The sequence below is a fragment of the Alkalihalobacterium sp. APHAB7 genome (assembly GCF_048323755.1).
In the GTDB taxonomy this organism is placed as follows: domain Bacteria; phylum Bacillota; class Bacilli; order Bacillales; family Bacillaceae_F; genus Alkalihalobacterium.
In genome coordinates, this window is sequence record NZ_JBLWFS010000005.1 from 45,214 (window position 1) to 59,885 (window position 14,672).

At 36.4% G+C, this 14,672-nt stretch carries 13 protein-coding genes; 3 read left to right on the forward strand and 10 right to left on the reverse strand.

Annotated features, from left to right (window positions below; all coding sequences use genetic code 11):
* Positions 1-47: 47 nt before the first annotated feature.
* Positions 48-539 carry an RDD family protein gene (locus ACNSTQ_RS07150; protein WP_418199168.1) on the reverse strand — a complete coding sequence of 164 codons (492 nt, stop codon included), beginning with the start codon at positions 537-539 and terminating at the stop codon, positions 48-50.
* A 10-nt stretch (positions 540-549) separates the two neighbouring features.
* A complete protein-coding gene (sppA, locus tag ACNSTQ_RS07155; protein ID WP_418199169.1) occupies positions 550-1,548 on the reverse strand; it encodes a signal peptide peptidase SppA in 999 nt (332 codons plus the stop codon).
* A 158-nt stretch (positions 1,549-1,706) separates the two neighbouring features.
* On the opposite strand from sppA, the gene ACNSTQ_RS07160 reads away from it, so the two are divergent.
* Entirely contained in the window at positions 1,707-2,504 is a 798-nt protein-coding gene (locus ACNSTQ_RS07160; RefSeq protein WP_418199170.1) for an NAD kinase, read from the forward strand.
* Between the two features lie 341 nt (positions 2,505-2,845).
* Here the strand turns inward: ACNSTQ_RS07160 and ACNSTQ_RS07165 are convergent, their stop codons facing one another.
* The 5 genes from ACNSTQ_RS07165 to ACNSTQ_RS07185 form a co-directional block, all read right to left on the reverse strand.
* On the reverse strand, positions 2,846-4,462 hold the full coding sequence (locus ACNSTQ_RS07165; protein ID WP_418199171.1) for an amidohydrolase: 1,617 nt from the start codon (positions 4,460-4,462) through the stop codon (positions 2,846-2,848).
* A gap of 265 nt (positions 4,463-4,727) precedes the next feature.
* A complete protein-coding gene (gene mbcS, locus ACNSTQ_RS07170; RefSeq protein ID WP_418199172.1) occupies positions 4,728-6,314 on the reverse strand; it encodes an acyl-CoA synthetase MbcS in 1,587 nt (528 codons plus the stop codon).
* Positions 6,315-6,457: 143 nt separating this feature from the next.
* Positions 6,458-6,664, reverse strand: a complete 207-nt coding sequence (locus ACNSTQ_RS07175) for an alpha/beta-type small acid-soluble spore protein (RefSeq protein WP_275120490.1) — start codon at positions 6,662-6,664, stop codon at positions 6,458-6,460.
* Between the two features lie 200 nt (positions 6,665-6,864).
* Positions 6,865-8,079 carry a tRNA uracil 4-sulfurtransferase ThiI gene (gene thiI / locus ACNSTQ_RS07180; RefSeq protein ID WP_418199173.1) on the reverse strand — a complete coding sequence of 405 codons (1,215 nt, stop codon included), beginning with the start codon at positions 8,077-8,079 and terminating at the stop codon, positions 6,865-6,867.
* 6 nt (positions 8,080-8,085) lie between these two features.
* Positions 8,086-9,231 (reverse strand): cysteine desulfurase family protein, encoded by a 1,146-nt coding sequence (locus tag ACNSTQ_RS07185; RefSeq protein ID WP_418199174.1) that lies wholly within the window; start codon positions 9,229-9,231, stop codon positions 8,086-8,088.
* Between the two features lie 377 nt (positions 9,232-9,608).
* On the opposite strand from ACNSTQ_RS07185, the gene brnQ reads away from it, so the two are divergent.
* Positions 9,609-10,958: a branched-chain amino acid transport system II carrier protein gene (brnQ, locus tag ACNSTQ_RS07190; protein WP_418199175.1), complete on the forward strand. Its 1,350-nt coding sequence runs from the start codon at positions 9,609-9,611 to the stop codon at positions 10,956-10,958.
* A gap of 43 nt (positions 10,959-11,001) precedes the next feature.
* On the opposite strand, the gene ACNSTQ_RS07195 is transcribed toward brnQ, so the two are convergent.
* Positions 11,002-11,292, reverse strand: a complete 291-nt coding sequence (locus ACNSTQ_RS07195) for a hypothetical protein (RefSeq protein WP_418199176.1) — start codon at positions 11,290-11,292, stop codon at positions 11,002-11,004.
* 26 nt (positions 11,293-11,318) lie between these two features.
* A complete protein-coding gene (ezrA, locus tag ACNSTQ_RS07200) occupies positions 11,319-13,019 on the reverse strand; it encodes a septation ring formation regulator EzrA (protein WP_418199177.1) in 1,701 nt (566 codons plus the stop codon).
* A 186-nt stretch (positions 13,020-13,205) separates the two neighbouring features.
* Between ezrA and hisJ the strand changes: the two genes are divergently transcribed.
* The gene (hisJ, locus tag ACNSTQ_RS07205) at positions 13,206-14,033 is read left to right on the forward strand and encodes a histidinol-phosphatase HisJ (RefSeq protein WP_418199178.1); all 828 of its coding nucleotides are present in this window, start codon (positions 13,206-13,208) and stop codon (positions 14,031-14,033) included.
* On the opposite strand, the gene refZ is transcribed toward hisJ, so the two are convergent.
* Positions 14,025-14,669, reverse strand: coding sequence for a forespore capture DNA-binding protein RefZ (gene refZ / locus ACNSTQ_RS07210; RefSeq protein ID WP_418199179.1), 645 nt, complete (start codon positions 14,667-14,669; stop codon positions 14,025-14,027). The genes hisJ and refZ overlap by 9 nt on opposite strands.
* Between the last annotated feature and the right edge of the window lie 3 nt (positions 14,670-14,672).

The window sequence follows — 14,672 nt, forward strand, 5'->3', positions numbered from 1 at the left end:
TTCCATTATTGACCAATGTAAAAAAAATAAACCTGTCAAATGACAGGTTATCTTTCTTCGTGTATGACATAGGTGTCGGCAATTCGATCATGCAAGCCTTGTTTTCTTTGTGAAAAAGGAATAATTAAATAAAGCATTTTCAAAGGTAAAAAAGGATGATGCAAATATCTGCCGATTACTTCGCGGAACACAGCTGTTTTCCAGGAAAGAGCTTCACCATTGGTTTGGACTACTTTTATACCAAATACTTGTTTACCTAATGTTTGTGAAAACCACTTGGTCAACAGCGTAAAATATATAAATCCGATTAGCGTCGTTAACGCTCCTGCCACTGAGAAAAACCAAATCGTTTCCTGTGTAAGGTCTAACCATCTTAAAACGGGTGTAACTAAAATTCCGTTAATGCTAAAAATGATAATGCCGTCTAATAAAAATGCCCATAATCGCATCCAAAACCCGGCATAACGGTAATCTTTTTGTGCATGGTTATCGGTCACTTCGACTTTTTCTTCTTGTAATTCGGTAAAATTATTTTCCATAAACCTTCTCCTACTTCGTATATAAATACATTAAGGACGGGGAATTGGTTTGTCGTAATAATTGCTGCAATCCAAGTAAATCACCTTGATCAGTCGATAACTTTTGTGCTGATAATTGCAGTAAATCATTAAAACCTACAGATGTCTCATAACGAATCACTCGTAAGTTCCCAAAACCTAAATCTTCAATTAATGCATCTACAGTTTCTTCATAGCTTCCAATTTCATCAACTAAATTGAGTTGTTTTGCCTGAGAACCGCTATAAATTCGACCATCAGCAATGTTTCTAACCTCATCCTCCGGTAGACCTCTTCCTTCTACGATTACCTGCACAAATTCATTATAAGCATCATCAATAATCGATTGAAGGATTTCTCTTTCATCTCCAGTCATATCTCTAGTCGGTGACATAATATCTTTAAATTCACCGCTTTTAATGGTCTGTTCTTTAATACCAATCTGTTCCGCTAACTCGGAAACATTGTACGACTGCATAATAACTCCTAAAGATCCTGTAATTGTTGATGTATTTGCAAAGATTTTATCAGCCGGAGCTGCTATGTAATATCCACCAGAAGCGGCCATACTGCCCATTGAAACGTATACTTTCTTAAAGTATTCCTCTTGAATACTGCGGATTTTGTCATAGACCTCAGCACTTTCAACGACTCCGCCACCTGGTGAATTCACTCGAATAATAATTCCTTCTACATCTGGATCTTTTCCAGCATGCTCAAGCATTTGTAAAAAGGTTCGATGTCGGTACCCAGGTGTTTGAAATAGTAATGAGCTATCTTCTTGGTCTTGAATGACTCCACTTACATCCAACACAACAATCTTTTCTTTTCTTTCCCCTTCACGTATTGTTCGTTCTACCCATTTACGGTCCACACCAGAAAAAACTTCATCCCAATTCGTTGTTGTAGTTGCAGTCCTAAAATTAATCGTAGTGGAAAGGATGAATAGGACCACAACTGCTAATAGCGCAAGCCATCTTTTTTTACTCATAATTAATATACACTCCTATACTTTAATACATTGTTAAATTTTAGCATATTGTTTGAAATTATGAAACGCATGTACATTTAAAGAGTTGACAATACTACGTATGAAAAAAATAATGTACCATAAGAAGGTAGCCTATTTTTGAAAGGAAGTTACATATTATGCCCAATCGTAAAAATCTTTTTTTCTTTTATAAACGAACACCAGAAATGGAGGAAAAAATTTCTGAATTACATGATTTAGCTCATCAACACGATTTTGAAACCGTTAATGAAGTGGACAAAGCCAACATCATTGTTTCTATCGGCGGAGACAATGCATTTTTACAAGCTCTTCGAAAAACAAACTTTCGAGAAGATTGTTTATACGTTGGTGTTAACACTGAGGATATTGGCTTTTACACAGACTTTACGATCCAAGAAGTAGATAAAATGATGGCTTCGATGAAAGATGAACAAGTTGAAGTAAGAAAATATTCAACCATTGAAGTAAAAATTGACGAGGAGACGCCATACTATTGTATTAATGAATGCAGTATTCGCTCTAATGTCATCAAAACATTAGTGATCGACGTTCTTATTGATAACGAGCACTTTGAAACCTTTCGCGGTGATGGAATAGTCGTTTCAACTCCTACAGGTAGCACGGGCTATAATAAGTCGGTTCGCGGCGCCGTCGTAGATCCTCGTTTACCTTCCATGCAAGTAAGTGAAATTGCTTCTATTAACAATAACGATTACCGAACACTCGGAACTTCATTTTTATTGAGTGATACGAGAACGTTAAAGCTTGAAATTGTTCAAGACGGAAATGATTATCCGATTATTGGTTTAGATAACGAAGCAATGAGCATTCGTCACGCGAAACAATTACAAATTAAAGTGTCACCACGTCAAATTAAAGTTCTGAAATTAAAAAACAATTCATTTTGGCAAAAAGTTCAACGCAAATTTCTCTAGATGATACAAAAGAATGCGGAAGATGCCGTTTACAGGCATAAATGTAGGAGCTATCCACCGAGATCGTGGGTTGAACAAAATTGCTTTAAGTAATTAGGGCACTGAGTGGACCTTATTTTAATGAAAACCACTACTTTTAAGGTTTTAGAGCACTCAGAAGCCCTTATTTGCAATGATTCTTTATGAAACAACACGAAAATCAACAAATAAGAGCCTCACAATGCTTCAAACTTCAAAAAGAACCGCTTTTGAAGGAAATAAGGGCTTGTGAGTTCCCTATTTTTAATCCAATGAGGCTGACATTGCGTCAGCCTTTTATTTGTTCATATATTCTAGTCTTATTATTGTTCATACATGACAGTTTCATCAACGACGGTCATGATTGGATTTGCTTTGATAATATCATTTCCTTTTAACTCAAAAAGGTCTTTTTCTAAGATTGTAAAATCGGCTGCAAATCCTTCTTTAATGAGTCCAAATCGATCTTGTTTGTTGATTGCTGCAGCACTTCCCGATGTATATAACTGTATCGCTTCAAACATGGATAACTTTTGGTCTGGCAAGTATCCTTCGTGGTCCTCAGATAGCTTTCTTCTTGTTACTGCAGCATGAATTCCTACTAATGGATTTACACTTTCAATCGGTGCATCTGATCCCCCAGCACATACGAATCCATAATCTAATAATGATTTCCAGGCAAAAGCTAAAGGTAATCTTTCGTATCCAAGCCTTTCTTCTACCCATGGGAAGTCGGTAGCAACGAATGATGGTTGAATGTCTAATATAAGCGGCAGCTTTTTCATACGATGTACTAGCTCTGGTCTTAACACTTGTACATGGATTAATCGGTCTGGCAACTCACCAATAAGCGGATATTTTTCTAACGCATTTAATGCAAACTCAACCGCTAAATCACCAATCGTATGAATCGCAACAGGTTTCTTTATAGACCTTGCGAACTTAACGATCTCCCCAAGTTCTTCTTCGGGGTGGATGGCTACCCCATTCGTATCAGGTGCATCATTGTATGGTGAGCTTAGTAATGCTGTTCTTCCACCCAAAGCTCCGTCAGCGAAGATTTTTACAGCGCCTAATTCAATATATGGATGATTAGAGAATTTCTTTGCAAATTCTTGTTCAACCGTTTTGGCTACTTGATGATGTACGAGTAAATGGGCTCTAAACTTCCTTTTCTGTCCATCAATTACTTCTTGAAAAGCTTGAAGTGGTCGGTCTGGAGAACCGTAATAGGATAAGTCTTCTGTATGTCCGCCAACTAATCCAAGTGAAAGCATGTCATCCACCGATTTCGTTAGTGCTTTATGTAAATATTTCCTACTGTCTTCAGGTACAGCTTGTTTTATTAATTCTTGTGCTTCATCAAGAAAATAGCCTGTTGGTTGACCATCATTATCACGAACAATCACACCACCTTGTGGATCAGGAGTTTCTATTTGAACATTAGCAAGTTCCATCGCTTTACTATTGGCTAATAAAGCGTGGCGACAAATTCTTTTGAGTAACATCGGATGCTCTGGTGCAATTTCATCTAACTCATTAAAATGAAAGATTTTTCGGTCAGAAAAGTTATTTTCATTCCAGCCTTCTCCAATGATCCAGTCACCTGCTTCTGCCTCTTTCACTTTTTCGATTAATAACTCTTTCATCCTCATTGCAGAATCGACTTCGGATAAATCAAGACGAATTAAGCGTTCCCCGTGTCCAATCATATGTAAATGGCTATCAACGAAACCTGGATATGCAAATCCACCTTTAATATTCACCTTCTCAGTAATTTGACTTCCAAAAGTTTGTTCCAATTCAGAAACATTTCCAAGCGCTTTAATAATTCCGTTTTTCGTTACAACCGCTTTTACTCTTTCCCCTTCCTTTTCCATCGTATAGAAAGTACCACCAAACCATAACGTTGCCATCGTATCACTCACTTTCTCTATCATGTCACTTCCAACATCTTCACAAAACTGAACATAAAATGCAAGGGGCAGACCAACGCTCTTTTACGTTAAAGAAAACTCACCGATTAGCGAGTCATTAGGCCAATAACAGAGACGTCGTTGCACTTGTCTTCTATCTTAAAATTGTTCAGTACGTCGAATAAACTTCTCTGCTCACAATTTTTCACTTTCTTAATGAAACAAAAGGTAGGAGACAGGTCTCCTACCTTTTAATAAACGAGCGCTCGCTCAATTAATATTTTAAATATTAAGCGTGCATTTCTTTTTCACGTTGACGTAACTCAACACGACGAATTTTTCCTGAAGTTGTTTTAGGTAAGTCTTGAACAAACTCAATACGTCTTGGATACTTATAAGGAGCTGTTAACGTTTTAACGTGATCCTGTAAACTAGCGATTAAATTTTCATCTTTTTCGTCTTCAGGGTTTCTAAGAACGATGAATGCTTTTACTACGCTTCCACGAATTTCGTCAGGGCTTCCTACAACCGCACATTCCTTAACTGCAGAATGCTTAGTTAAAGCATCTTCAACTTCAAATGGCCCAATTGTATAACCTGAACTAATGATGATATCATCGCTACGACCTTCAAACCAGAAGTAACCATCTTCATCTTTTTTCGCTTGGTCACCTGTAATATACCAATCGCCACGGAACGCCATTGCTGTACGCTCAGGATCTTTATAATACTCAGTAAATAAAGCTGGTGTACTGCGGTGTACTGCGATATCTCCTACTTCACCAGTTTGTACAGGGTTTCCATCTTCGTCAATGACTTCAACTTGGTTTCCTGGTGTTGGTTTACCCATTGAGCCTGGTTTAATTTCCATTCCCATTAAAGTACCAACTAATAATGTGTTTTCTGTTTGACCATACCCATCACGAACTTCTACATTAAAGTGTTTCTTAAATGTATCGATAACTTGACGGTTTAATGGCTCACCAGCCGATACGGTACTGCGTAAAGCTGGTAAAGAATACTGTTCAATGTTATCTACTTTTGCCATTAAGCGGTACTCAGTTGGTGTACAACATAATACGTTGATTTCATGGTCTTGAAGTAATTGTAAGAATGTATTTGGACTAAATTTACCGTGGTATACAAAAGCCGTTGCTCCCATACCAATTGTCGATAAGAATGGACTCCAAATCCATTTTTGCCACCCTGGTGCAGCCGTTGCCCAAACCGCATCTCCTTCTTGAACACCTAACCATTTTTTAGATGCTGTTTGTAAGTGTGCGAAAGCCCAACCGTGTGTATGCACAACCGCTTTAGGGTTTCCAGTTGTACCAGAAGTATATGGTAAGAATGCCATTTCATCACGTTTTGTTTTAGCGCCTTCATAAACATCACTTGCATCTGCAGCTAATGCATCAAGAGATGTCCAGCCTTCTTCTTCTGCACCAACGACAAACTTATGAGTTAATGATGGCATTTCTACTTGAATAAGGTTCACTTCAGTAGTGAACTGATAATATGCTATAACTGCCTTTGCTTCCGCATGATTAATACGGTAGATTAAATCTTTCGCACGCAGCATTTCTGAACATGGAATAATAACTAAGCCTGCTTTTAAACAAGCCAGATAAGTAAAATAAGCCTCTGGTAATCTCGGAAGAAGTAACAGTACTCGATCCCCTTGTTTTAACCCTTGGCTAAGGAAAGCGTTTGCAATCTTATTTACATTCTTTACTAATTCTGCATAAGAAACATTACGCGTTTCCCCTTCTTCGCTTAACCATTTGATTGCTAATAAGTCCTCATTCTGCGCAAATTTCTCTACTTCTTGTGATAAATTGTAATACTCTGGAGCAATTAAATCTTCGCGTTTCATGTAGTTTCCCCCTCATCAAAAGTATCGGACAATTTCATTATATCAGAATTCGACTATTTTTTTGAATATTTTTTTAAAATAAAAAATAGAGGGTACGGAATAAACCGTACCCTCATCAGCCATGATATAAATGGTAATTTAGATTATTGTTGTTGATAACCACCCATTTGTTGTTCTGCCATTTGAACTAAACGTTTAGTGATTTCACCACCGACAGAACCGTTAGCACGAGCAGTTGCATCTGGACCAAGTTGAACACCGAACTCAGAAGCGATTTCGTATTTCATTTGGTCTAATGCTTGTTGTACTCCAGGTACTACTAATTGGTTTGAGCTGTTGTTGTTTGCCATGTGTCTCACCTCCTTTGTTAACTATAGACTGTGTCAGACGAGGTGTTTTAATGCAAATTTCTCACTGGTAATTGTTACATTTAACTTGACAATTTCTTTTAGTTAAATAAAGGACAGGTATGATCCATAAGCAACAACGCATATAAAACCACGAAAAGACCGCCATTCGGCGGTCTTTTTATTAGCACTTATATGTCTATTTAAAATAAATCGTCCACAGCCTGTTCTTCTTTAGTTGGTTGATTACGAATAGTAACAACTTCTGTTTCAGCAACTGCTTTATCAACTAACGATGTGAAGTCAAAGTTACCTTCAAATTTATTCGCTAATTCTCTTCTAGGTCTTGTCTTAGAATTAGGAGGTAAGAAAATGGTACAGCAATCTTCATAAGGTAAGATTGACGTTTCGTACGTACCAATTTTTTTTGCGATTTCAATAACTTCTAACTTATCCATCGTAACTAATGGACGTATGATCGGCATATTCGTCACTTCATTAATTGCATTCATACTATGGAGCGTTTGACTCGCCACTTGTCCTAAGCTTTCGCCTGTAGCAATAGCTAACGCTGTTTGTTTTTGATTATCTGCAATCTTTTCACTGATGCGCATCATCATTCTTCTCATAATCGTCATCGCATAATCACCAGGAACTTTTTCATGGATGGTCGTTTGCATTTCTGTAAATGGGACAAGGTGCAATTGAATCGTTCCACAGTATTTCGTTAAAATCCTGACAAGTTCTTTTACTTTTTCTTTAGCTCGTTCATTTGTATACGGGGGACTGTGGAAATGAATAGCGTTAATTTTGACCCCACGTTTCATTGTTAAATAACCAGCGACTGGGCTATCAATACCACCAGATAACATGAGCATCACTTTTCCACCTGTACCAACCGGCAGCCCGCCAGCCCCAGGAATATTTCCACATGTGATATAAGTTGCCGTTTCACGAACTTCGACTCTTATTTCTACATCTGGTTTATGAACGTTAACCGTTATATCCTCCGTATTTTGTAGTACATATCCACCGACCAAAGGATTTAACGATTGTGAATCAATGGGAAAATTTTTGTTCGGTCGCTTAGCCGTTACTTTAAAGGTACGAACGGGTTGATTTCTACTATCCATTAGTGCAGCAAGTGCACCTTTTTGAATCGCTTCTAATTCGTTTTCGACTTTTAAAGCTAGGCTAAAAGAATGAATACCAAATACATCTTTTAATTTCTCAATAATTTCTTCTTCACGTGCATCATGCAATTCAATCATAATTCTTCCAAACATTCTATGGACTTTTACATCATAGCCCTTTAAAACAACATTGATATTACTTGCTAGAGCTTTTTCAAATACTGAACGGTTTTTTCCTTTTAATGCTAATTCTCCGACACGAACTAATATATGATCATATTTCATTTTCTTCTACCTCATTACTTGTAATAATTTGGGTACTTCTTTTTTCATCACTTGAATAAATGTATCAATTTCTTCAACTTGCGTTTCATAGGAAAAACTTATGCGAATTGCACTTTCGGCTCGTTTATGACCTAAGCCCATTTCTAATAAAATTCGACTTGGTGAAGATAATTTTGACGAACATGCAGATTTAGTGGATACATATATTTGTTGATGGGATAACGACTGTATCACTACTTCTGGTTTTGCACCAGGAATCGAGAAATTCACAATATGAGGAGCATGCCCTTTACCTGATTGACTATTAAGAATAATACCATCAATCTCTTTTAAGCCGGCAATGGCTTTTTCCTGAAGTCGAATTAGGTTTGATTTTCCTTTTTCTGACTTGTCCATCGTCATTCGAAGAGCTTTTGCTAAAGCAGCAATACCTGGTACATTTTCTGTTCCTGCTCTTAACCTCGCTTCTTGGACACCACCATGCAACATTGGACTTAAAGTAATTCCCTCTCTTACATATAATGCTCCAGTTCCTTTTACCCCATGAAATTTATGTCCCGATATCGTACAAAGATCAATATGATGTTTTTTTAAATGGACTGGAACTTTAGTGATTCCTTGTACATGATCGACATGAAATAATACTTTAGGGTAGTCTTTAAGTACTTCCCCAATTTCTTGAATTGGCTGAACAGCCCCTGTTTCATTGTTGACATGAATAAGGGATACTAAAATCGTATCAGAACGAATAGCTTTTTTAAGATCGTCAACCGAAACAAGTCCTGTTGGATTGACGGGTAAATACGTCACATCAAAGCCTTGATTTTCTAATTCGGCAAAGGTTTCATACGTTGATGCGTGCTCTACTACCGATGTAATGATATGTTTCCCTCTAGAAAGGTGCTCTAAAGAGACCCCTTTTATAGCTAAATTATTTCCTTCTGTCCCCCCAGAAGTAAAAATAACTTCTTTAGCTTTAACACCTAACAACTTGGCTATTACTTCTCGAGAACGTGTTAACACTTTCTCTGCTTCTAATCCTAGTGTATGAAGAGAAGATGGATTACCAAAATATTGTTCAGAAACAGTTAAATACGTCTCCAGAACTTCTTTATAGGGTTTAGTTGTAGCACTGTTGTCTAAATAAATCATACACAATTACCCCTTCTAATCAACTTCATTTTACAACTAATTATCATAACACATAAAAACCAAAATGGTAATAAGAAAAGCGAAAGGTGCCTGCTTATCGGCGAATGAGTGGTCCCTTCTAGATATACGTTAAGGGCTATTTAGGCTAATGCTTGTTTCTATTTGGCCCTTAATAATAATAGGTCTTTCATCAAAATAAGAGTATTGTCCGTTAATCCGTTAATATCAACCTATAAAAAATAGTGCGATACACACTTTTTTTGAAATTAGAGAATAATTTTAATTTTGGATCTTGTTTTAGGCTGATATAATTTTTAAAAAATTATGATAGTATGGTTACAGATATAAAGAAAACGTTTTCATCGGAGGTAAACGATATGAATACACTTTCAACAAAAGAAACGGTTGCCCTAGGCTTAATGACGTTCGCGTTATTTTTAGGTGCCGGAAACTTAATTTTCCCGCCAGCTATGGGTCAAGCAGCAGGAGAAAATGTGTGGGTAAGTACACTTGGATTTTTAATTACTGGAGTGGGTTTACCACTTCTTGCAATTATTGCGATAGCTCGAGCAGGAGGAAATTTACAATCTCTTTCGAACCGAGTCCATCCACTCTTTGGCGTCATTTTTACATTAACGATGTATTTAGCTATTGGTCCTTTTTTCGGTATTCCTAGAACAGGAACAGTAGCTTATGAAATTGGAGCAGTTCCATTTTTAAGCCCATCGTTTTTAACTTCTAGCATGCCCTTATTTTTATATACAGTTATCTTTTTCGGACTAACGTTTTGGTTAGCACTTAACCCAACTAAACTTGTTGATCGAGTGGGTAAACTTTTGACTCCTATCTTGTTATTGATTATTACCCTACTTGCAGTAAAAGGGGTTGTAACACCACTTGGTTCAATTGAAGGTGTTGCACCAGAGTATGAAGCAGCCCCATTTTTTAAAGGTTTTCTTGATGGATACTTAACAATGGATACAATTGCAGCTCTCGTATTTGGAATTGTTATTGTCTCACGTATTACCGAGCGTGGAGTTACCGATAAAAATGTCATTACCTCTATAACTATCAAAGCTGGGTTAATTGCAGGAATTGGATTAGCACTCGTCTATTTAGCTTTAGCATATCTAGGCGCAAGTAGCGTTTCGACTCTTGGCATGTTAGACAATGGTGGAGCTATACTTTCTGGAACAGCAAACGAATTATATGGTCTTCTTGGAACTGTGTTATTAGCAGTAGTCATCACAGTTGCTTGTTTAACAACATCAGTAGGACTAGTATCCGCTTGTGGTGAATATTTCGTTAAATTGATGCCAAAATTGTCTTACCCTATTATCGTTGCCATTCTTTGTGTTTTTAGTTTAACTATGGCAAACATGGGATTAGCACAGCTGATTTCATTCTCATTACCAGTTTTAATTGCGATTTATCCAATTGCGATTGTTTTAATTGTTCTATCGTTTTTACACAAAGCATTTAAAGGAATGCCACAAGTGTACGGCGGGGCATTAATTGGTGCAGGTGTCATTAGTATTGTGGATGGTTTAAATGTAACGTCATTACAGTTAAGTTTTATTAATTCCCTATACAGTTACATTCCTCTGTTTGCAGAAGGCGTAGGCTGGCTAATACCTGCAATAATTGGTGGAGTTATTGGTTATCTTTACGGAATTACGAAAAGAAATCCTACCAACGAAAGTTCTAGCTACCCTAATGCTAGGTAGATCATTCGAAAAATAAGAGGCTGACATTTAAAATGTCAGCCTCTTATTCATTAATTATTTCAAGTAACTCATCAACAGAAATTACTAGATGTGGCGCTAGTTCTTTTGCCTTTTGCAAAGTAATTCCGTTTTCTATGTGTAGACTAGTCTCTCCTACTACATGAATTTGAGATTGTTGTTCTTCATCTATTAACAGCGGTTTATACTCAACTTGAGGATCTACATGGTTTAGCTCTTCTGATGTTGAAGATGAATAAAGGAGAGTAAATACAACAGTCGTCCAAACTCCAATACATACTAACGATACGACTGTGAGTAAAATGAACTTTTTCATATTAACCCTCCCTATTCTATTAATTATTATACAGACACCGTATTCTTCTCTTCTTTTTCAGAAAGCTTTTCAAGAATGTTTGGTTCATACTTTTGAATAGCAGTTGATGCAAGTTCAATTGCATCATCATAATAAAAACTTCTAAAAGCCATTTCAGCTTCACTAAGTTGCATACTCGTCTCATCTGACTTTCTGCGATAGCGGTTTCCATATTGTATTAATCGTTCAGCTAATTGCGATTTTTCGACCGTCTCCTCAATTAGAGTATAAACATTATTAACAGCAATTGCAGCTTGTTCCACAATATGTATAACTCCAGCCATATCTAATGGTATTTCTTCTAACTTTTGAATAGCGGCTAAAAGTTTTTCTTCCCCATCTTCCATTTCGCTATTGATATAAGACGGCAAACCAGGAATATTGCTTTTTTGAACAATTCGCTTACCTTCTAATAATTTATACTTCAACTCTTTTAAAGTTTCTTTTGCTTTCAATTCATCTTTACGAAGTGTATCTAAGGCACCGCGAGACGTCTCAAGGGCTTCTTCTAACTTTTCATATTCACTATTGAAGTCCTCCACCATTTTTTGCAGTGTCGTAAAAGATTGCGTATTATTAATCGTTGCATCCTCTATTACGCTCAGTTGCGTAGTTAACTCTTTTAATTGTTTATTAATTTTTTGGTGGTTTTTCAAATCTTCTTCAGCGACACGATAACTTTGTTGCACTAGTTGCGCATCCTCATTTAATTCTTCTATTTTTTCGTCTGTTTGAATAAACTTGTCCGCGATTTGATCCAAATACGTTTGGACTTTCTGTTTGCATACTGCTTCAGTCTCTAGTGCTTCGTAGATCGCATCCACTTTTTCATTTAGTTCAGATAATTTTTCTTCCATACCTTCTAACTCTAATTTATGAACAGAAGAGATTAGTGCTTCACTCGTTTCTTTAATCGTTTCTATATCTTTTTCAAAACTAAAGTGTTCTAGGTTAAATCCAGCTTCCTCCATATCCTTCAGTCCAAAGTATAGGTTTTTCAATTCACTTGGTATATTCGTTTGTAACTGAACCAAATATTTAGGAATAGAATCCATTACAGAAGTTTCCTTTTCAATCTCTTCGTTTATTAAAACGAGCACTTCACGTGCTTGGATATAGTTACCGGATTTAGTTGCTTCATCAAATAAAGAAAACTTTTCGTAAATACCCTCAATTCTTTTTTCAATGAGGTCAGTAGCTTTACCGAATGAAGAACGATGTGTAGAAAAGTGTTTTTTTAAGTCTTGGTATAGCTTTTTTATGTCACCAATTTCCGTACGGTTTTGTTCTGCGCTTTGTACTAGTACATCAATATCGTCTAACATTCCTTTTAATTGGTCTTCTACTTCCATCAAACGTTCTTCAATGAGTTTATTCTTTTCTTTAGCCTTTTTAAAACGATATTTATTCGCTAATTCTTCAACATCAAACAAATCTTCTTCTATATCAGGAAGGACAACATCGACTACGCCATCCCACTCTTTACGCCACGTTTCAAACTTTTGTTCTGTTTCTCCCGACATCGTCAGCCCTTTAACTTTCGCAATTTCGTCAGTTATCGGCCTATTCATAATATCCATTTTCCAATCTTCTAATTGGTCCACCTGTTTGTATATACTTTTCCTCGTCCAAGCTCCGTATCCAAAAAACAGTATGACAACAGCAATTGTTATATATAAATAAACCATTCGAGGGTCTCCCTTCCGTCCTAACAAGTCGTAAATGCTATGTATTTATTATCCGTATTTAAAAGTATTCTATATTTCAACAGATTTTTATGTTTTCTGATAGATTCTGATACATATTATGATACCATGTAACAAAGGATTTGGGTTGACTTTTTTAGGAAAAATTAAAGAAAAGGAGTGTTTTTCATGATAATACACGATGGACATGTTCATACACCTTTTTGTCCCCATGGTTCTAAGGATCAGTTAGATTGTTATATTCAAAAAGCAATAGAGCTAAATATAAAGGGAATTACATTTACAGAGCACGCTCCATTACCACTAGATTTTGTAGATCCAGTACCTGAAAAAGATAGTGCTATGACGTGGGAGAATCTCACCCCATACATTCAAGGAATTCAACAACTTAAAGAAAAATATAAAGGAGAAATAACGATATTGTTAGGTCTCGAAGTGGATTTTATTGAGGGGTATGAAGAACAAACACGAAAGATCTTAAACGAAGTAGGTCCATATTTAGACGATGCTATTTTATCTGTCCATTTTTTAAAGCATAATAACCGCTATTTTTGCCTAGACTACAGCCCCGAAATGTTTAAAACTATGATTAGTGTTTTTGGATCAGTTGAAGCCATATATGACGCATACTTTACAACTGTACAAAAGTCAATTGATGCAAACTTAGGAACTTATAAACCAAAAAGAATCGGCCATATTTCTCTAGTTAAAAAGTTTCAACAAAAATTTCCTACGACTAAAAGCTATGATACTGTCTTCTCGCAATTGTTAGACTCTATAAAAGAAAAAGAAATGGCATTGGACTATAATAGCGCAGGTGTCGTTAAACCTTTATGTGGTGAACCGTACCCTCCTGAAAGTGTTATAAAAGGAGCATTAGAAAGAAAAATACCCCTTATCTATGGCTCAGACGCTCACAGTGTTAAGGGGTTATCACAAGGAATAGAAAAACTTTATTCGGGCGCCACATTAAGTGTTCCTGAACCGTTATCCTGATGCTTTTGTTACAAAGAGGTTTGGTTTCTGACTTAAGTAGCTATCCATCCACATGGATAAATAACTAATATAATGTTTTAAAAAGTAGCGCTCGTGCGGAATTAAATGGTGAACTTCACGAATGTATTGCGGATGTAAAAACGGCATGATCAACATTCCTCTTAATTGGATAATTATAAAATCGATCGGTTGTCTCTTAAACTCTTGACGGTCCATACCATTCTTAATCATTTGATAGTACATATGTTTTTCTTTCATTAAATAGGTACTCATCACTTCACGCACGAGCGTTGTATCTAATGTGATTTCCCGGTGCACAAAACGAGCCAAATGATGGTTTTCTTGTTGATATACAAGCGCATTTTCTAATGCAATTAACAAACAATCTCTGGTGGGCCTTTTGTTTAGTAATTGAACACCCTCTTCTAAAGCAGAATTAAACCCTTCGAAAAAAGTAGCCATTAATTCTTCTAGTAAACCCTTTTTGTTTCCAAAGTAATATGAGATCAACGCAACATTAACGTTAGCGCGGTCAGCAATCATTCGAACCGATGTACCATTAAATCCTTGTACATTAAATAAAGAAATAGCCGCATCCATAATTTTAAGTTTGGTACTTTCTTTTTCGTTTATCATTGT